The 19,815-nt window shown below is 67.2% G+C and carries 15 protein-coding genes; 3 read left to right on the plus strand and 12 right to left on the minus strand.

The window, feature by feature from the left end; genetic code table 11:
* Nucleotides 1–32 precede the first annotated feature (32 nt).
* The 9 genes from SCA01S_RS07465 to SCA01S_RS07505 form a co-directional block, all read right to left on the minus strand.
* Nucleotides 33–1,841, minus strand: a complete 1,809-nt coding sequence (locus SCA01S_RS07465) for a GGDEF domain-containing protein (protein ID WP_245652485.1) — start codon at nucleotides 1,839–1,841, stop codon at nucleotides 33–35.
* A 138-nt stretch (nucleotides 1,842–1,979) separates the two neighbouring features.
* A complete protein-coding gene (locus tag SCA01S_RS07470; RefSeq protein WP_062784452.1) occupies nucleotides 1,980–4,436 on the minus strand; it encodes a TonB-dependent receptor in 2,457 nt (818 codons plus the stop codon).
* A 102-nt stretch (nucleotides 4,437–4,538) separates the two neighbouring features.
* A complete protein-coding gene (locus tag SCA01S_RS07475) occupies nucleotides 4,539–5,210 on the minus strand; it encodes a response regulator transcription factor (protein ID WP_062784454.1) in 672 nt (223 codons plus the stop codon).
* Complete coding sequence (locus tag SCA01S_RS07480; protein WP_062784456.1) at nucleotides 5,207–6,499, minus strand: sensor histidine kinase; 1,293 nt, start codon at nucleotides 6,497–6,499, stop codon at nucleotides 5,207–5,209. Before SCA01S_RS07480 ends, SCA01S_RS07475 begins: the two co-directional genes overlap by 4 nt.
* Nucleotides 6,500–6,568: 69 nt before the next feature.
* A complete protein-coding gene (locus SCA01S_RS07485) occupies nucleotides 6,569–8,029 on the minus strand; it encodes an efflux transporter outer membrane subunit (RefSeq protein WP_062784770.1) in 1,461 nt (486 codons plus the stop codon).
* Nucleotides 8,022–9,224, minus strand: a complete 1,203-nt coding sequence (locus SCA01S_RS07490; RefSeq protein WP_022677974.1) for an efflux RND transporter periplasmic adaptor subunit — start codon at nucleotides 9,222–9,224, stop codon at nucleotides 8,022–8,024. The genes SCA01S_RS07485 and SCA01S_RS07490 overlap by 8 nt, the downstream gene beginning before the upstream one ends.
* Nucleotides 9,214–12,468 carry an efflux RND transporter permease subunit gene (locus SCA01S_RS07495; RefSeq protein WP_062784458.1) on the minus strand — a complete coding sequence of 1,085 codons (3,255 nt, stop codon included), beginning with the start codon at nucleotides 12,466–12,468 and terminating at the stop codon, nucleotides 9,214–9,216. The genes SCA01S_RS07490 and SCA01S_RS07495 overlap by 11 nt, the downstream gene beginning before the upstream one ends.
* Before the next feature lie 154 nt (nucleotides 12,469–12,622).
* On the minus strand, nucleotides 12,623–14,017 hold the full coding sequence (locus SCA01S_RS07500) for a sensor histidine kinase (protein ID WP_062784460.1): 1,395 nt from the start codon (nucleotides 14,015–14,017) through the stop codon (nucleotides 12,623–12,625).
* The gene (locus SCA01S_RS07505; RefSeq protein ID WP_022677977.1) at nucleotides 14,007–14,687 is read right to left on the minus strand and encodes a response regulator transcription factor; all 681 of its coding nucleotides are present in this window, start codon (nucleotides 14,685–14,687) and stop codon (nucleotides 14,007–14,009) included. The genes SCA01S_RS07500 and SCA01S_RS07505 overlap by 11 nt, the downstream gene beginning before the upstream one ends.
* Before the next feature lie 332 nt (nucleotides 14,688–15,019).
* Between SCA01S_RS07505 and SCA01S_RS07510 the strand changes: the two genes are divergently transcribed.
* Nucleotides 15,020–15,433: a group II truncated hemoglobin gene (locus SCA01S_RS07510; protein WP_062784462.1), complete on the plus strand. Its 414-nt coding sequence runs from the start codon at nucleotides 15,020–15,022 to the stop codon at nucleotides 15,431–15,433.
* Nucleotides 15,434–15,575: 142 nt separating this feature from the next.
* On the plus strand, nucleotides 15,576–15,737 hold the full coding sequence (locus tag SCA01S_RS22130) for a hypothetical protein (RefSeq protein ID WP_022677979.1): 162 nt from the start codon (nucleotides 15,576–15,578) through the stop codon (nucleotides 15,735–15,737).
* Nucleotides 15,738–15,742: 5 nt separating this feature from the next.
* Here the strand turns inward: SCA01S_RS22130 and pdxR are convergent, their stop codons facing one another.
* Nucleotides 15,743–17,173 carry a MocR-like pyridoxine biosynthesis transcription factor PdxR gene (gene pdxR / locus SCA01S_RS07515; protein ID WP_062784464.1) on the minus strand — a complete coding sequence of 477 codons (1,431 nt, stop codon included), beginning with the start codon at nucleotides 17,171–17,173 and terminating at the stop codon, nucleotides 15,743–15,745.
* A gap of 100 nt (nucleotides 17,174–17,273) precedes the next feature.
* Here pdxR and SCA01S_RS07520 point away from each other — a divergent pair, with 100 nt between their 5' ends.
* The gene (locus SCA01S_RS07520; protein ID WP_062784466.1) at nucleotides 17,274–17,942 is read left to right on the plus strand and encodes a pyridoxamine 5'-phosphate oxidase family protein; all 669 of its coding nucleotides are present in this window, start codon (nucleotides 17,274–17,276) and stop codon (nucleotides 17,940–17,942) included.
* 105 nt (nucleotides 17,943–18,047) lie between these two features.
* Here the strand turns inward: SCA01S_RS07520 and SCA01S_RS07525 are convergent, their stop codons facing one another.
* Nucleotides 18,048–19,217: a pyridoxal phosphate-dependent aminotransferase gene (locus tag SCA01S_RS07525; protein ID WP_084390843.1), complete on the minus strand. Its 1,170-nt coding sequence runs from the start codon at nucleotides 19,215–19,217 to the stop codon at nucleotides 18,048–18,050.
* A 77-nt stretch (nucleotides 19,218–19,294) separates the two neighbouring features.
* A complete protein-coding gene (locus SCA01S_RS07530) occupies nucleotides 19,295–19,765 on the minus strand; it encodes an Lrp/AsnC family transcriptional regulator (RefSeq protein ID WP_062784470.1) in 471 nt (156 codons plus the stop codon).
* Between the last annotated feature and the right edge of the window lie 50 nt (nucleotides 19,766–19,815).

Below are 19,815 nucleotides of genomic sequence, written 5' to 3' on the forward strand. Positions count from 1 at the left end.
CGGCTAGGCAAGGCCCTCGCCCAAAAACAGCGTCAGTCGCTGATGCCGATGCGGATCGGCATCGCGGCGTCATCGCCTTCGGGATAGATCACGTCGGGCGCGATCACCACGCGGTTGCGGCCCTGGTGCTTGGCCGCATAGAGCGCGGCATCGGCGGTGCGATAGAGCGCGGCGAAATCGTCTCCAGGCCGTGCCATGGCCACGCCCACGCTCACCGTTACCTGCCCACGCCCGAAAAACGGGGAATGGTCGCAATCACCCAGCCCCGTGCGTACGCTTTCGGCGAGTTGCAGGGCGGCAAAGCGGCCCATGCCGGTGGCGAGCAAGGCAAACTCCTCTCCGCCCAGGCGCGCTGTCACACACATTGCCCCATCCCAACGCGCGAGCCGCCGCGCCAGCGTTACCAGCACGACATCGCCGGCGTCGTGGCCATGGGCGTCGTTGATCGCCTTGAAGCGGTCGACATCGAGCAGCAGGAGCGCCACACCCTGGCTATCGTCCAACACCGCGTCTGGCGCCTGGGTTACACGGTCGAGCAGCGGGGTGATCGCGTCGGTGAAACCACGCCGATTGCGCAACCCGGTCAGCGGATCGCGCCGGGCCTGCTCCTGCGCTGCTGCTTCAGCAACGAGGGCGCGGTCACGCTCGATCCGCATGCCCATGAAGCGCCGGGTGGCCGCAACCGACAGCCACACCGTCTGCCAGGCCGATGCGGCCAGGACCAGCATCTGCGACCCCCCGCCCCATACGGCGTGGCTGAAATCCACGACCGACGACAGGCCGAGCGCCAGCATCGGCACAGCCCATGCGCCCACAAACGCACGCGCGGCGCTGCTGCCCCGCCGCCATGCGGTAATCAGGCACGATCCGGCCAGAACCAGCAGCAGCAAGACCAGGAAGCCCAATGCATTGGCCCAGAACTCCAGCGGCCCGCTGCGCATCAGGCTGAGCGGCACGCCAAGCAGTGCCGTGGCGAGCGCGACCACACGGGTGGTGCGGCCCAGCCAGCGCGGCACGTGCCCAGGATCGATCGCGGTAAGCAGGCTGTAGGTGGCCAAGAGGGTAGCCAGGCACGACAGCGCCGTGCAGATCTGCGCCGAAACGACCCCGGCCAGCCCCGGAAAGAAGAACAGGTGAAATTGCGACCACATCGCCCCCCAGGCGACCATGCAGGTGGCCCAGGCGCCCTGCCAGGCCGGGAATTGCCGTCGCACCGCGAAGGCGAGCCCGAAATTGTAGACCGCTCCCAACGCCAGCAGCATCAGCATCGCGCCGATCATGCTGGCCATGGCCGTGGCCTGGATCTGCGCCTGGCCGCCATCGATCAGGCGCATGCGCAGCATCGGTGCCGATGCCACCCGGTCGAATCGCAAGACCACGCCAACCAGCGCGGCATCGCGCTGCGGCGGAACGAACGCGATCTGGCCACCCAGGCGCCAGTTCGCGCCATAGGCACCGCGCGCCACCTCCTGCCAATCGGCGGTACCATCGCGATAGAAAAAGCCCACGTGCAGCGCATCGAACCGCGAGGAATGGACCATCAGCACCGGCGTTGGCCCCGCCTGCGCCAGAGTTTGCGCGTTAACCTTGAGCCAGAGGCTGGCGCGTTGGTAATCGCGCAGCTCGCCATGGCAGGAAAAGCGCGTGGGCAGCGTGGCATCGTGGCCCGGTGCTGGCGTGGCGCCCGTGGCATGGCAGGCATTTTCCAAGGTAATCCATTGGTCAGGCGCGCCAGCCAGGGCCGGCTGTGCCACCGCCAGGGCCAGGCAAGACAAGATCAGCCGCACCGCACGCCCCAGCATGCGCCGCCCCCCATCCATCGCTGCGTCCAAACCACTCATGCAGCGGCATTTACCACAAATACCTATGTAAATGATTACCGGATTGAAAACCGGCCCGACGCGGGGGGCGCGCCGGGCCGGCGGGGTGGGAACCGGCCCGGTTTGGGGGGTGGCCGGTTGCCGGGGGGCCGGGAAAGCCTAGAAATGCAGGCGGGCACCCACCTGGAGAGAGCGGGGCGCGCCAGGCGCGAAGAACGTCGATTGCAGCAAAGGCCGTTCGCCATCGATCACTGGGCCGGCAAAGGGCCGTGACACCACCCTGCCCTGCGCATCGAAGGCGGTGGCGCCGAGTTGTGCGGCGCTGGCATAATCCTTGTCGAACAGGTTGCGGACCATGGCAAAGATCGTCAGCCCGGCGCGGGGACGAACTTCTCCCCCAAGATTGAACAGCGCATACGGGGCCGTTCCTCCGGGGCCGAGATAATAGGTGCCGTCTGCCTGGTGAGCATTGTTTTCATTGCCGCGAGCAAAGGCACTGGAAACGGCCACCATGTCGAGATTGAGCGAGAGCCACGGCGTGGCCTCCCATCCCACCGCCGCTTTCACCGTGTGGCGCGGCAACAGGGGAATGCGGTCGCCGGGCTGGATCGCGATCGTGCCGTCAAAGCCGGGGCCACTGCCATCGTTGCTGCTGTTGCCCGAACCGTTGACCACCTCGCTCGACCGATAGGTGGCGTCGAGCAGCGTATAGCTTGCCGAAAAGGTGAAGGCGCGCAGCCGGGCATCTGCCGACAGTTCCAGGCCCTGCCGCCGCGTCTTGCCGAAATTGCGGAAGTAGCCATAGCCCGAGGCATCGTTGGCCACGAACAGGATATCGTCGCTGCTGTCGGTTCGAAACAGCGCGGCGTGGACATGGCCCCAGCCATTGCCGCGATCGAGGCGGATTTCCATCGTGCGGGCAATCACCTGGCGCAGCGGAGGATCGCCGGCAAGAGCGTTGGGCAGTCGGCATGGGCTGGCCGGGTCGGAACAGCCCAGTTCGATGGCCGAAGGGGCACGGCTGGCCTGGCTCCACGATAGCGCCAGCGTCGTGCCGTCAGCCGCCTTGCCGGTGAGCGTAATCGCCGGGTTGAGGCGATGATAGACCGGGCTGCTGTCGAGCGAGCCGGTGCCGCCGCCCGGAGTGATTGCGTCGCGGTTGCGCACCGCCACCCGGTCATAGCGTGCTGCCAGGTCGAGGGTAAGCCGCTGGCCAAGCCCGACACGGTCAAGTGCATAGGCCGACAGCGCGGTGGTGCGGCTGCGCAGATCGACCCTGGCATCAAAGGCGTTTTCGGAATCCTGCGTGCCATCGGCAAAGGCGCCCGGCCCAGACACCGGCATGACCGTGCGATCGGGCAGGATATAGCCGAACTGGCTGCTTTGCGTGAAATGCGCGGTACTGCCGATATAGGATGCGCCCAGCGTCAGGTCGTGGGCAAACGGCCCCGTGGTGAAGCGGCCCGATGCCTCCAGCGTTGCGCCCCATTCGCTTTGCCGGGTTTGCGAGCGGTTTATCAGGCCATCGCATTTCTCGTTCGGCTCGGTGTTGAGCAGCACGTTGGCAATGCAGCGCCATTGGGGAAACGGCGTATTGGCCTGGGTTTCGCCGGCAACGGGAAAGCCGGTATAGCCGGCGCTGGTGAGGGCCGCCTGTTCAGCCGCATTGGGCTGATAGAGGTTTTCGCCCAAGGCATCATCATTGACGTCGCCATTGTACGTCTGCGTGCGCAGATGGCGCCAGAAAGCGTTGCCGCGCAGATGCAGCCCGCTGTCCAGGCGGGTTTCGCCATTGAGCACGACCATGCCCATGCGATTGCGGGTATTGTCGGGCGCGGTGTAGACGCTGCGCCGATCCGCAGCGAGCAGGCGCATTTCCTGAAGGCCATTGCCGTTGAGGTTGGTATCGGCAAAGTGGCCCGCCAGCGACACGGACGATGCCCCATCGCTCCACCCCAATTTGGCCAGCGCCCGGCTGGCGCGCGAGCGCGAGAGATCGCGCCAGCCGTCCTCGCGGAAATGGTCGGCCGCGACGTACCAGTCCAGCCCACCGGGCAGAACGCCGCCTGCCTGGGCGCTGCCGGTCACGCGACCGAATGCACCGCCGCTGGCCTCCAGCGTGACGCCGGGATCGCTCTTGCCGCTCTTGGTGCGCAGGACCAGCGCGCCGCCCAGGGCATTGCGGCCGAATTGCGGAGCAGCGCCCGATACCAGGTCGATATCGGCCACCGCCACGGTGGGAATCAGATCCCAGCTAACCACGTCACCGAACGGCTGGTTGACGCGCACCCCATCGAGATAGACCGAAAGCCCCTGCGCCGTGCCGAGCAGCGGCGAGGCGGTGAGGCCGCGATAGTTCACATCGGGCTGCAGCGGATTGCCCTGCACGTCGTTGATCGTGACGCCGGGTGCCGTGCGGGCCAGATGCTCGGCGACGCTTACCGCCTGGGTAGCCTGTAGTGCCCTGGCATTGCCCACTTCCGGCGCTTCACCCGCCAACGGCGTGGCGCGCACGATAATGTCAGGCCCCGTCGCGGTCGTATCCTGCGCTTGTGCCGGCATCGCCAGGCACAGGCACGATGCACCCGCGCAGAACCAGCCCCTCATGTCCCGCATCACGCTCTCCCTGTTTTTCAACATAAAGGCCGTAACAGGATGAAACGCCAATAACCTGAGCGAACGCTCAGACTGACCCAAGGTATGAGACGGTGCTGGCGCCTATTCCGGCAAAGTCAGGCGAAAACCCCGGCCGCGAACGGCGGCAATGCCCAAGCCGCAGGGGCCAAGCCGCTTGCGCAGCGCACTGACCGCCACATCGACGGCGTTGTCGGTGATCACCGCGTCGGCGCCCCACACCCGATCGATCAGCGCGGTCCGCTCCACCACCTCACCCCGTGCCAGCGCCAGTTCGGCCAGCAGCGCCAGGCTGCGCGGCTCCAGCGCCAGCGGGGTGCCGTGCCATGCGGCTGTGCCGGCGGCGCGATCGATGGAAAGGCCCTGCCAGGTGATCGGCGGCGGCAGCAATTGCCCGGCGCGGCGCACCAGCACGCCCACCCGGGCGGCCAGTTCGGCAAAGGCAAAGGGCTTGGCCAGGTAATCATCGGCGCCTGCATCAAAGCCTTCCAGCCGATCATCAAGCGCCGTGCGCGCCGTGAGCATCAGGATCGGCATGGCATGCCCGGCGTCGCGAATCTGGCGGCACAGCACCATGCCATCGGCATCGGGCAGGCCGATATCGAGAATGACCGTGGCCATCTGCTCGCGCACCAGGGCGTCGAGCACGTCCGCCCCCTGGCGCAGCCACCGCACGCCAAGACCGCGGCCGCCCAGGCCCTGGACGATCGCCCGGCCAATGCCGGCATCGTCTTCCACCAGCAGGACCAAGCTCATGCCGCGCCATCCTGCAAGGGCAGGCGAAAACGGATCGCGCAGCCGCCATCGGGCTGGTTTGCTGCCTGCACGCTGCCACCATGACGCTCTGCCACCCAGCGGGCCAGGGCCAGGCCCAGCCCGCTGCCACCGCGCTGCCGGCCTTCGTGGGTCTGGTAATAGGCATCGAAAATGCGTGGCAGTTCGGCCTCCATCACCCCCGGCCCGCGATCGTGGATCACCACCTCAGCCACGCCATCAGCGGGCATCAGCGTGACGCAAAGAGCCGAATCCATTGGCGAAAACTTGATACCGTTTTCGATCACCGCCATCAGCGCCTGGCGCAGCCAGCGGGCATCGCCCATCATCGGCAGGGGGCAGGCCGGGGCGGCAAGCGCCATTGCCACATCGACGCTTGCCGCATAGGGCCGCGCCGCCGCCACGGCCTCGGCCACCACCTTCCCAAGATCGAACGGCGCGCTCGCCAGGGCCAAGCGCCCATCGTCTGCGGCAGCAAGGCCAAGCAGTTCGTCGATGCGGTGGGTAAGGAAACCGGCCTGCGCCACGATGTGCCCCAGCGTTTCGCGCAAGAGGTGTGGATCGGCATCGGGCTGGTCCAGCGCCACTTCGGCGGCGCTGCGCACTGCGGCCACCGGGGTGCGCAATTCGTGGCTGACCTTGGCAAAGAACAGGCGGCGCGAGGCATCGACGGCGGCGATGCGGGCGGTGCGAGCCTTGACCATGGCCGCCAGCGCGCGGTTGCTGCGCCACAGCAGCCAAGCCCCGCAGGCCGCGCAGGCCAGGGCGACGGCGGCGAGCAAGCCGGCCAGGACCATACTGCGCTGCCCGGCGCGGGCCAGCGCCCTGCGCCCGGCCTGAAGCTCGCCATTTTCCTGGCCATCGATCGTGCGGGCCAGCGCTTCCAACCGCATCTGCGCGCCGGGCGTGCGGGCAAGCTGCACCAAGGCATCGGCACGGATCTGCTCTCGCGTTAGCGTCGGGCCGCGCGCCAGACCTACTTCTTCGGCTACCAGCGCACGATAATCGGCCAAGGCCCGTTCGAGCGCGGGGCCCTGCCCCGCTGGGGCGAGCGCGACGATCCGCGCGACAACGGCCGCCTGCCGCTCCGACAGGCTGGCCTGCGTGAACTGGCGGTTGGCGCCGCGCGCGCTGATGGCAAAGGCCACGACCAGCCCGGCGAGCGCCGCCACCAGCAGGGCAAACAGCAATGCCGCCACGCGTGCGCGCCAAGCCAGGCGGGTATCGGCCGCGTCATGGCCAGCAGCGGGCGCGGCAACAGAGTGAACCATGCCGCCATCATCGCGGGGGCTGGCGGAAAAGCCAAGCCCCCGCAACGATCGGCACGACGTCGGACCTGATCAGCCAGCCTTTGCCGATGACGGCGCCGCAGCCATGCTGGTATCGCCCTGCCAGCCGCCGCCCACGGCGCGCAACAGGCGCACTGCTGCCTGCAGGCGCTGGGTATCCACCTCGATCGCCTTTTGCCGTGTGCGCAGCGCCGTGGTCTGGGCGGTGACGACGTCGAGATAGCTGACCGCGCCGCGTTCATAGCGGCGGGTGGCCAATGCCTCGACCGTGCCAGCCTGCTCGGCCGCGCGCGCCTCGGCGCTGGCTTCGTCGCCCAGGTGATGCAGCCGGGAGAGGCCGTCTTCCACATCCTGCACCGCGCTCAGCACGTGGCCCCGATAGTCTGCGGTGGCAGCATCCCAATCGGCGCGGGCCTGCATCACGCGGGCGTGGCGACGCCCACCATCGAACAGGGTCATCACCGCCGCCGGGCCAATCGACCAGAACGTGTTGGGCGCGGCGATGATATTGGCCAGCGTGGTATCCTGCAGGCCAACCTGCCCGCCCAGCAACAGCGAGGGGAAGAAGGCCGCGCGGGCAACGCCAATGCGCCGATTGGCGGCATACATCCGCCGTTCGGCGGCAGCGATGTCGGGCCGGCGCTGCAACAGCGTGGAGGGCACGCCCACCGGAACCGCCGGCAGCGCCAGGCTGCGATCGGATGGCGCGATGGCAAAGCCGGTGGCCGGCACGCCCGCCAGCGTCGCCAGCGCATGTTCGGCCAGGGCACGGGCATTGCGGGCATCGGCCAGCGCGGCCTGCGCCTCTGCCAGCTGCGTCGCGGATTGGCCGGTTTCCATGGCATTGGCGATGCCACCGGAAAAGCGCCGCTGCGTCATGTGGTCGGCCCGGGCATAGGCGGCTACGGTATCGTCGAGCAGCGCGATGATGCGATCCTGCCCGCGCAGCACGGCATAGCCTTCAGCCAGTTCCGCCTGAAGTTGCAGGCGGGTGTCGGCCACGTCATCGGCAGCAGCCTCGGCATCGGCCCGCCCAGCGGCGACATTGGCCCGCACACGACCCCACAGATCGGCTTCATAGCTGCCGGTCAGGCCCAGGGTTTGCGCGCCATAATAATCGGGCTGGGTGCTGCCGCGCAGCGGGCGATCAGCCGATTGCCGGTTCTGCGTGACCGTCGCCCCGGCGCCCAGCTGGGGATAGAGATCGGCCCGCGCCTGGCGCAGTAGTGCCGCGGCCTTGTCGTGCCGGGCAACGGCAGCGGCAAGCGAGGGATTGCCGGCGTTGAGCTGATCTTCCAACCCGTTGAGCACGGGATCGCCGAACACGGTCCACCAGGCGGCGGGTGGCGTGGCCGCATCGCCGCTGGCCGGCACCCACGGCCCGGTGCCGGAAAAGGCGGCAGGCAGGCTGACCTGCGGCGGTTTATAGGCCGGGGCGCTGGCGCACCCGGCCAGGGCCATGGCCAGGGCAGCGCCCAACCCCAGCCGCAGCTTGGCAAGACGCTCAGGCATGCTGGCCGCCCCCACCGTTTGCACCGGCATGGGCGACATGCACCGCTTCGCCGTTGGCGATCGAATCCGGCGGGTTGTCGATGATCTTGGTCCCGGCGGACAGGCCACTGACCACTTCCACCGTCTTGCCCAGATCGCGGCCGAGCGTGATCGACAGCAGCCGCACCCGGCCATCGCTGCCCACCGTGGCCACCTGGGTGCCGGCAGAGCGGAACAGCAGCGCGCTAGACGGGATCATGACCGCCCCTGCGCTGCCCGGCACCTTGAACGCCACCTGGGCAAAGCCGCCTGCGCGCAGCGCGTGGGCGGTATTGTCGGCCAGCAACTGCACTTGCAAGGCGCCGTTCTGCGGATTGATCGCATCCGACGTGCCGACAACCTTGGCGGCAAACGTCTGGCCCGGCAGATCGGGCACGGTCAGGGTCGCTTCCACGCCCGGTTTCATCGCGGCGGCATAGGTCTGCGGCACGCCCACGTAGATGCGGATGCGGCTGACGTCGGCCACGGTAAACATCGGCTGCTGGTTGGTGGCACCAGGCCCCACCAGATCGCCGATGTCGGCAGTGCGTTGGGTCACCACGCCGGCAAAGGGCGCGCGCACCGTGGCATAGCCCTTCATCGCCAGAAGCCGGGCAAGATCTGCCTCGGCCCCGCGCACGGTGGCAACCTGAACCGCCAGGTTGCCGTTGCGCTCGTCGGCTTCCTGCTGCGAAACCGAATGGTCGGTCAACAGGTCGTTCCAGCGCGCTGCCGTGCTGCGCGCCAGGCCCGCGCTGGCCTTGGCCTTGGCCAGCGCAGCGCGGGCGGCCGCGATCTGCTGGTCAAGCTCGGGCGTCTCGATCTGCGCCAGGGGGGTGCCCTGGCCCACGGTGGCGCCGATGTCGCGCGTCCAGGCCTGCATGTAGCCAGGCACGCGGGCAAAGATATGCGCGGTGTTCCACGCCGCCATGGTGCCAGGCAGGCTGAGCGCGCCGCTGGCTGCGGCCGGCGTCACGTCCACCAGGTGAACGGTGGGAATGGCCTGCGCCTCGCTCCAGTTGCGGGTGTCTAGTGCCTCGCCATGGCGGCTGTAGATGCCCACGCCCACGATGACGGCGGCCACCACGCCAGCAACGATGCCGGCGGTCTTGAGCCCGCGCGGCGCGCGCGCTGGGGCGTCTTCCTGGCCCACGACCAGGCTGGTTTCATTCTGCATGGACAAGGTCTCCCTTGATGAAAGTGGGATCATCGGACGGCGGCGGGGTGGGCTGCGACGTGGCGCCGCCCCGGCGTTCCTTGCGATGGACGATGGAGAAGACCACGGGCACGAACACCAGCGTGGCAATGGTGGCGCAGATCAGGCCGCCGATCACGGCGCGGCCGAGCGGGGCGTTCTGTTCGCCCCCCTCGCCCAGGCCGAGCGCCATCGGCGCCATGCCGATGATCATGGCCAGCGCCGTCATCAGCACCGGGCGGAAGCGGGTGGAACCGGCTTCGATCGCGGCCAGGGTGGCATTGCCCAGCACGGCCAGGCGTTCGCGGGCAAAGCTGACCACCAGCACCGAGTTGGCCGTGGCCACGCCCATGCACATGATCGCCCCGGTCAAGGCCGGCACCGATAGCGGCGTGTGCGTGGCAAACAGCGTCCAGGCAATCCCGGCAAGCGCAGCCGGCAGGGCCGAAACGATCACCGCCGGATCGATCCAGCTCTGGAAGTTGACCACGATCAGCAGGTAGATCAGCACGATCGCGCCAACCAGACCCAGGACCAGCCCGGTGAAGGCCGCGTTCATGGTTTCCACCTGGCCCCGGATCTTTACGGTCGAACCCTTGGGCAGGCTGGCGGCCGTATCGTTCAGGATCTTCTGCACGTCGCCCGCCACGGCGCCCAGATCGCGCCCTTGGGTGGTGGCATAGACGTCGAACGCCGGCTGCACCGCATAGTGCGAAATCAGCGCCGCCGTTGGCTCCCGCGTCATGGTGCCCAGGGCACCCAGCAGCTGGACCGAACCGGGCCGGGCCGAACTGACCGGGATGTTGTCGAGCGCGCCGATGCTGTCGGTGCGGTATTGCGGGGTCTGCACCACGATCGGATAGGACACGCCGTTTTTGGGATTGAGCCAGAACGTGGGCGCCACCTGCGCACTGCCGGCAAGATTGACCGAAAGGCTCTTGGTCACGTCGTTTTCGGTCACGCCAAGCCGATCGGCTTGGGCACGATCGATGTCAAAGCGCAGTTCCGGGGCATTGGTCGCCTGCTGCATGCGCACATCGGCAATCCCGGCCACACGGTTGATGCGGCCGGCCAGCATCCGCGCGTAATCGGCGTTGGCCTTGGTATCGGGCCCGGTCACCATCACGTCGATCGGGGCGGGCGCGCCGAAGTTGAGGATCTGGCTGATGATGTCGGCCGGCAGGAACGAAAACGTGGTGCCGGGGAACAGATGCGGCAGACGTTCACGCAGGGCGCGGACATAGCCGGCGGTCGGCCGGTGATCTTCGGCCAGGGTCACCAGAATGTCGCCATCCTGCGCACCGATACTGCCGCTGTTGGCATAGGCGGTGTTGATGCCCGAAGACGACATGCCGATGTTGTCGACGATCGACACCAGCTCATCGCGAGGCACGGTGGCGCGGATCTGGTCCTCCACCTTGTCGAACAAGGCAGCGGTTTCTTCCAGGCGCGTGCCGACCGGCGCGCGCACGTGCAGGCTGATCTGGCCGGAATCGACGCTGGGGAAGAAGTTGCGCCCGAGGAACGGCACCAGCACCAACGAGGCCAGCACCACGATCATGAACCCGGGCACGAAACGCCGGCGGCTGTCGAGCGCAGCGCGCAGCACGTCCACATACCAGGCGCGGATCGCCTCGAACCGGGTTTCAAAGCCATGCTGGAACCGGCGCAGCGGGTGCATGCCGGGCTTTTGCCCGGTCATGGCATCATGGCTGACCATGATGTCCACGGCATGCTCCGAACCATGCGCGCGCAACAGGAAGTTGCTCATGGTCGGGACCAGCGTGCGCGACAGCACGAAGCTGGCGATCATCGCAAAGACCACCGACTTGGCCATCGGGGCAAACAGGAAGCCGGCCACGCCGGGCAGGAAGAACATCGGCAGGAACGCGATGCAGATGCACAGCAGCGAGACGAAGGCCGGGCGCACGATCTGCTCGGCCCCGTCCATGATCGCCTCAGCCACGCCCTTGCCCTGTTCGAGGTGCCAGTTGATGTTTTCGATGGTGACGGTGGCGTCGTCCACGAGGATGCCAACGGCAAGCGCCAGGCCACCCAGCGTCATGATGTTGAGCGTTTCGCCGGTCACCGCCAGGCCCGCCACGGCGGCGAGAATCGCCAGCGGGATCGAGGTGGCGATGATCACGGTTGACCGCCACGAGCCCAGGAACAGCAGGATCATCAGGCTGGTCAGGGCCGCCGCCAGCACGCCTTCGCGCACCACGCCCGAAACGGCCGCCTTCACGAACAGCGACTGGTCTGACAGCAGCTGAATCTTGAGGCTGTCGGGCAGCGTTTCCTTGAGCTTGGGCAGCAGCGCCTTGACGTCGTTGACGATATCGACGGTCGAGGCCGAGCCCGACTTGAGGATCGTCATCAAGACCGCGCGCCCGCCATCCACGCGCACTTCGTTCACCTGCGGCGGCGAACCATCGTGCACGTGGGCAACGTCACCGATCGTCACCGTGGTGCCATCGACCGTGCGGATCGGCAGCGCGTTGAGCTGGTCGATTACCTGCGGGCTGTTGTTGAGGCGGATGGAATATTCGAACTCGCCGATCTTGGTGGTGCCGGCGGGCACGATCTGGTTCTGCGCGGCGAGCGCGGCGCCGACGTCTGCGGCAGAGAGATTGTGCTGCAACAGCGCGGCGGGATCGAGGTCGATCTGGATCTGGCGTTCGCGGCCGCCATAGGGCGATGGCACGGCCGCGCCCTGCACCGTGGCCAGGCGCGGGCGAATGCCGTTCTGCCCCAAGTCATAGATCGCCTGTTCGGAAAGCTTGCCCGAAGACAGCGCCATCTGCAGGATCGGCACCGTGGCCGCACTGTAGTTGAGGATCAGCGGCGGCGTGATGCCGGGCGGCATCTGCTTGAGCACGGTTTGCGACACCGAGGTGACCTGCGCGGTCGCCGTGCGGATATCGACGCCGGGACGGAAGAAAATCTTGACCACACCCACGCCGTTCATCGACTGGCTTTCGATATGATCGATATCGTTGACCGTCGAGGTGAGCGAGCGTTCGTAATAATAGACCACCCGGCCGGCCATGTCTTCGGGCGGCAGCCCGCGATACTGCCACACCGCGGCAATCACCGGGATGCGGATATCGGGAAAGATGTCGGTGGGGGTGCGTAGCCAGGCGATCGAACCCGAAAGCACGATCAGGATGGCCAGGACGACGAAGGTATATGGCTTGCTGAGCGCAAGCTTGACCAATTGCAGCATGGCGTTCCCAATGGGTTTGGCCCGCCCGCACCGCCTTCGCACGCGCGAAGCCAGGCGCAGGCAGGCGCCAGAAACGTGGGACGCCGCCAATGGTGCGGCGCCAACCGCCGGCTCCATTGAACCGAGCGGCAGCGCGTTGCCAATGAAATGAATTTCACATTGCCGGAACGTGCCCGGCGCGGATGCGTGCGGCCAGCCCCGGACGCGCGCGATCGGCCCGCGCCGGCGCCAGTTCCAGGGCAAACTGGTGCAGGTGGGCAACCGCCGCCACCACGCTGAGGCCCAGGCCCGAACCTGGCACGGCAGGCGATGCCGCGCCGCGATCGAACCGGCGCACCACCGCGTCGACCTGTTCGGCCGGAATCCCCTCGCCTTCGTCCACCACGGCGATCACGGCCTGACCGCCCTCGCGCGTGACAGTGACCATGACGGTGCCGCCCGGCGGGCTGAACTTGATGGCGTTGTCCAACAGGTTGCTCAGCGCCTCGACCATCAGTTGCGCATCACACACCAGCGTGACCGGCGCGAGGCTGCCTGCCAGCAGCGCCACCTCGCGCTCCTCGGCCAGGGGGGCATAGAGATCGATCACCACCGCCACGAGTTCATCGATGCGGGTGGCGGCAAAGCCCTGGCGGCGGTGGCCCGCCTCGATCTCGGAAATGCGCAGCAGCGCGGCAAAGCGCGCGAGCACGGTGTCGAGATCCTCGATCGCGGCATTGATGCGCTGCCCCTCTGCCTCGGGCAGATTCGGCGCGCGGGCGGCACGATACAGCTGGTTGCGCACGCGGGTGAGTGGGGTGCGCAAATCGTGGGCAATGGCATCGGTCACCGATTTGACCTGTGCCATCGATCGCTCGACCTCGCCGACCATGTGGTTGACCGTATCGGCCAGCAGATCGAGTTCGTCACCGCGCCCCTCGATCGGCATGCGGGCATCGAGGCGCCCGCCGGCGATCGTGCTGGCCACGCGTTGCAGGCGGTCCACCCGCCGCAGCGGGCCCAGGCTCAGCGCCAGGCCAGCGCCCAGCAGCAGCGGCACGACCACCAGGCCGCTGGCAAGCAGGATCACCAGCACGTGATCGCGCAGTTCGGTGATCACAGTGGAATCGCGGCCGACCATGATGATGAAGCCGCCGGCGGTTCGCTCAGCCAGGATATGCAGCGGCCCGCGTACGTCCGGCCCATCTTCGCGCGCATAAGTGTGCCCCAGCCGCAGCGGCGGGCTTGCCCCCAGATCGCCCGCCACCCAGCGCCCGCCGGGCGAGATCAGGCCGAAATGCCCCAGCGGATTGGCCCCGGCGCGCGAGGATGCATCGATCGCGGCAGGCAGATCGGCCGGCGGCACCGCCACCAGGCGGGCCATTTCCGCGCGCAGGATCAGATCGACTCGCGTGTCGAGGTTTCCGGCCGTGAGGCTATAGACCATCGCCAACACTAGCAGCACGGCCAGCACCGATGCCGCGCCAAACATTACCGCCAGGCGAAACGTGCTGGTCTTGCGAATGGCGGAAAAGCGCGGCCAGGTAGCCCAGGGCCATTCAGCCGGCATCGAAGCGATACCCTTCGCCCTTGACCGTTTCGATCAGCGACGGCTGCCCCGGCAGATCGATCTTCTTGCGCAGGCGGGCGATATGCACGGCGATCAGGTTAGCGCCGGGATCGAAATAATACCCCCACACCCGTTCAAAGATGATCTGCCGCGCCACGGTTTCACCGGCATTGCGCATGAGGAATTCGAGCAGGCGAAATTCCATGTGCAACAGGCGCACCGGCTCGCCAGCCACGCGCACCTCGCGACGGATCAGGTCCATTTCCACCGGCCCTGCCGTCAGCAGCGCGGTGGATGCGGCCATCTGGCCCTGGCGGCGCAGGAGCACTTCCACGCGCATCGCCATCTCGTCGGGCGCAAACGGCTTGATCAGGTAATCGTCGCCGCCCGCGCGCAGCCCGGCAATCCGCTCGTCGACATCGCCCAGCGCGCTGATCATCAGCACTGGCAATGTTAGCCCGGCCGCGCGCAGGCGGGCGACAACGGACAGCCCATCGAGCCCGGGCAGCATGCGATCGAGCGTGATTGCGTCGAACGGTTCGCGCAGGGCCAGTTCCACCCCGCTGTCGCCGTCGTTCGCCGCGCGCACCTCGTGCCCGTGGCCGCGCAATTCGGCCACGATTTCGCCGGCCGTGTCGGGATCGTCCTCGATAACCAGAATGCGTGCCATGGCAGGGTGCTTTAGGCGGCGTGGACAAATTCCACAACGCCACGGTTGCTCTATAAAAGGCCCTGGGGAGGCGCAAGGACGAAGCAAGAGTGGGCCTCTTGCAAGGCCGAGCAACGCTGCCAGGGCCTTTTATAGAGCAACCGCTACGGGGCTGGACCAAAAACCGCCATTTCAGCGTCGGCTCGTCGCACAATATTCCCGATATTGCGCTTCCTCGCCTCCTTGAACTGGCGTTTTTTGCCTCCAGCCGTGGCGCTGTGGAATTTGTCCACGCCGCCTAACTGCGAACGCGGGCGCTGGCCAGCGCGCACGGCCAAGGCTATGGGCGCGGCATGACCCAAGCCCCGGATGCCCCTGGCGACAGCACTGCGCCCACCCCGTATGACCTGCTGGGTGGGGAAGACATGGTGCGAGCCTTCTGCGCCCGGTTCTATCACCTGATGGACAGCCTGCCCGGCGCTGCGGCCTGCCGCGCGGTGCATCCGCCCTCCCTCGAACGCGCAGAACAGCGGCTGTATGAATATCTGACCGGCTGGCTTGGGGGACCGCCGCTCTATACCAGCCAATATGGCCATCCCCGCCTGCGCATGCGCCACATGGGTGCCTCGATCGGTGAGGAAGAGATAAAGGGCTGGCTGCTGTGCTTCCACCAGGCCTGGGCCGAACAGGTTCCGCCTTCCCCGCTTTCCAGCACGATCGTGGAACGGGTGGAAGGGCTGGCCTGGCACATGGCCAACCGCGCCTAACCATCCTGGCGAAAATGCCGGGCAATTGTAAAATCGCTCGCCAAAATCTGTGTGCAGTGCAATAATCAACGAATTGCACGTTGATTTTGGATTCGCCTAAACCACGGCACTGTCGCATCTTTTTGCATTGGAGAGCGCGACCATGGAGCTTTCACCCAAGATCTGGGCAGTGCTGCTATGCAGCATTGGCCGCCACCAGCCCAACCGTGGAAAACGCTTTTACGAGGCTGGCGTGGAATATTGCCCGTGCCGCCATTGTGGCCGCCGCCTGCGCCACATGGGCCATCGCGACTGGCGCCCGTAACCCCGTCAGGCGGGCAGCGGCACCAGCCGGTCAAGCGCCGTGGCGAGGCGGTCGATCGCCTGTGGCGTAGCGGTGGCCACACCAAGCAGCAGGCCGGCACGCGGCGGGCCGAGAAATAGCTGCGACAATGGCATCACGCCCAACCCATGCTCATGCAACGCCTGCGCCAGCGCGGCATCGTCTTGCCGGGCCAAGGGATCGAGCCACAGCGCCAGTTGCAGGCCGCCATCGACCGGCCCGATCTGCCAGCGGCCCCGCGCCATGCCAGCCAATCGCCCGGCCAGGTCGAGCATGCGCTGGTGATAGACCTTGCGCATGCGGCGCACATGGACGTTGAGATGCCCCTCTGCCAGGAAATCGGCCATCGCCGCCTGCACGTGTATCGGCACCATGCCGCCCGACAGGCGCACCGCCGCCCGCATCGGCGCCACCAGGCGCGGTGGCACGATCGCATAGGCGACGCGCAACCCCGGCGCGAGAACCTTGGAAAACGTGCCGAGATAGGCAACGCAGCCGGCATCATCCAATCCCTGAAGGCTGGCCAGCGGGCGTCCGGCATAGTGGAACTCGCTGTCGTAATCGTCCTCCACGATCAGGGCGCCGTGGCTGGACGCGCGATCGAGCAGCGCCAGCCGCCGCGACAGGCTCATCGCCGCGCCGGCCGGATACTGATGCGACGGAGTGACGTGGATCAGTCGCGGCGGCGATGCCTGCGGCGCGCGCGCCGGATCGAGCCCCTCGTCATCCACCGGCACCGGCACCAGCGTGGCACCCGCCCGGCGCAACAGCGCCTGGGCCGTGGCATAGCCGGGGTCTTCCACCCAGGCGGTATCGCCCGGCGTCACGACCAGCCCCGCGAGCAACGCCAGCGCCGCCGCGGTCGACGGCACGATCACCACTTGCGCCGAATCGGCCACCACGGCGCGGCGCCGGCGCACGTGATCGAGCACGGCGGCACGCAGGATCGGCAGTCCCTGGGCATCGGCATAGCCCAGGTCATGGACGCGCAAGGCCCGGGCGCGGGCGCCGAGGCAGCGCGCCCAGGCCGCGTGGGGAAACGACGCCAGATCGGGCAGGCCCGGGCGCAGTGGCAGGAAGCGGCTGGGATCTTCCTGGGCTGCGGCAGCCAAGCCCGCAGGTTCTGCCCGCTTTGGCCGGCCCCCTCCGCTCAACGGGGGCGGCGGCAAAGGCGCGACGCGGGTGGCAGAGCCGGGCGTGGCATGGACAAAGCCTTCGGCGGCGAGCCGGTCATAGCCGGCCACCACCGTGCTGCGCGCCATGCCCAGCGCCACAGCCAGCGCCCGCGTCGACGGCAGAGGCGCCCCGGCCGGCAGCGTGCCTGCCAGGATACGTTCGCGAAACGCGCGATAGACCTGTCCTTCCAGATCGCCCGCAGCGCGGTTCAACACCAGCCAGGTCAGCGGTTCGGCATGCATGCGCGTGCTTTAAGCGGACTGCTCATATTTTGACAAGTGGACCTCATCAACAAACCACTTTGTCGGCAAAACCGGCCTGCCACAGCAAGAGGCCAAAGCGATGACCGAACAGTTTCCCGTCACAGACCGCAGTCGCGTGCGGCGCATGCACGATCGCGCCAGCCATGCCTGGGCCGATGTTCATGCGGTGCTGGATGCCGCGCCCATGTGCCACGTTGGCTATGTGATCGACGGCGCGCCTTATGTGACGCCAACGCTCCACTGGCGGCAGGGCAACCGCGTGTTCTGGCACGGGTCTTCGGCCAGCCGGTTCCTGCGCCAGGCCGAAGGGCAAGCGGTATGCCTGACAGTGAGCCTGATGGATGGCTATGTCCTGGCGCGATCGGCCTACAACCATTCGGTCAACTATCGCAGCGCCATGGTATTTGGCCGCGCCAACAAGATCACCGATGCGCAGGACAGCGCCGCTGCGCTTCGCGAGATGGTCGACAGCCTGTTCCCCGGCCGGTGGGAGACACTGCGCCCGATGACCGCGCAGGAGGCCAAGGCCACGACGGTGATGTGGATGGATATCGCCGAAGCAAGCGTGAAAGACCGCGTCGGCCCACCCGGCGACGCGGATGAGGCGGACGTACCAGTCTGGGCTGGCGTCCTGCCGATGCGCACCACCCTCGGCACGCCCGAACCCGCGCCGGAAATGGCAGCGGGGGTGCCGCTACCTGCCGAGCTGGCCGAACTGGTGGCGTCAGGGCTGCTCCGCCCGGCTTAGGCGCAAATGGGGAGGGATCGTTACAAGCAGGAGCGATGAAAAAAGCAGGTAGCGGGACCCCGGACTTGATCCGGGGTCCCGCTATTCTCCTACGGAACTTCGGCCCTACGCCAGCACACGCTCCACCGTGTTGCAGAAACGGTCCATTTCCTGGGGTGAGCCGATGGTGATGCGCGACCGCGTCGGCCAGATCGGCCAGGAGCGACCGATGGCAATGCCCTTGGCCTCGAACGCGGCCTTGATCGGTGCGGCGGGCCGCCCCCAATCGACCATCAGCATGTTGGCGGCGCTGGGCAGCACCGGGAAACCGCGCTGCGTGAGGAAAGCGGCGGTCTTTTCACGGGTCTGCGTGTTCTGTTCGCGCCGGGCGGTGATCTGGTCCATTCGGCGCAGGCTAGCGCTGGCGCAGGCGAGCGCCGGCACCGGCAGTTGCAGCGTCTGGATCACGCCATCGTACTGCATCAGCTTGGCCTGAAGGTCGGGCCGCGCGATCGAGAGGCCCATGCGCATGCCGGCCATGCCGAAAATCTTGGAAAAAGTACGCAGGATCACCACGTTCTGGCCCTGGCGCACCAGATCCATGCCCGATGCTGCGCCGGAAAAGTGCAGATAGGCTTCATCCAGCAGCAGTACGGCATCCTTGGGCATGGCATTGGCCAGCCACACGATGTCAGCCATCGGAGTCAGCGATCCGGTGGGGTTGTTGGGGTTGCAGATGTGATAGAGCCCGGCGTGCGGATTGGCCGCCAGCATGGCACGCACATCGTGGGCCTGGTCGCTGGCGCGCAGCGGCACCTTGGCCACCGGCGCACCGATATAGCCGGCCACCATCCAGGCCACTTCGAACGTGGGATCGGCGGTTACCAACCCGCGCTCTGGGCTGCAAAAGCCTACGACGGCGCGGGCGAGCGGGCTGCCCGATCCCGCCCAAGGCACGACATGATCGGCGCCCACCTGCTCCATCGTCGCGACGGTCTCGATCAGGGCGTCACGCTCACCGGCGGGATCGTAATAGTTGCTGCGGGCAACGGCGGCGCGGGCAGCGTCGGTGCCGTCGTCCACCGGCCCTTCCCAATATTCGTTGCCATTGAGGCGGATGGTGCCTGGAGCCACTTTCAGGCCATTCGCCGCAGAAGCCGCGCTGGGTTGCGGACCGGCCTGGCCAGCCGGCGCGGCCAAGGCCCGCTCCCCCAGCGCGGCGCTGGTGCCAAGGGCGGCGGCGATCTGGAACATGCGCCGACGATCGAGCGGCAAGGCAGCAGAAAAGTCCGTCATGGCGCAGGCATCCTTTGAGTGAGAGGCGAGGCTGCCACGATGGTGCAGTGCCGCGAAGGCGCGGTCAACCGCCGCGTTCAGGATGCGGCGCCATGATGCAGCGGCAGGCTTTCGGCAGACTTGACCGTCTCCATCACGATCGAGGCGCAGACCACGTTCATTTCAATCCGCGAAACCAATGCCTTGTACACCCGGTCATAGTCATCGACGCTGGGCAGCACGATGCGCAGCAGGTAATCGATGTTGCCAGTCAGGCGATAGACTTCCATGATTTCGGGAATGCCGGCCACGGCCTGGCGGAACTGCTCGGTCCACGCCGCGCTGTGCGTGCGCACGCTGACGGTGACGAACACCGTGGTCGGCAAGCCCACCTTGGCGCGATCGATCACCGCCACGTTGCGGCGGATATAGCCTGCCTCGCGCAAGTGGGCGATGCGCCGCGAGCAGGCCGAGGGCGAAAGGTGGACCTTGGCGCCGACATCGGCCAGCGGCGTATCGCTGTCACGCTGCAGAACGTCGAGAATGGCTAGATCACGCGAATTGAGCATACGAAAGACCTCCTGCCATACAAATGCAGGATCGAGCAGCGTTACGCAAC

This window comes from Novosphingobium capsulatum NBRC 12533, from assembly GCF_001598375.1.
Taxonomy (GTDB): Bacteria; Pseudomonadota; Alphaproteobacteria; order Sphingomonadales; family Sphingomonadaceae; genus Novosphingobium; species Novosphingobium capsulatum.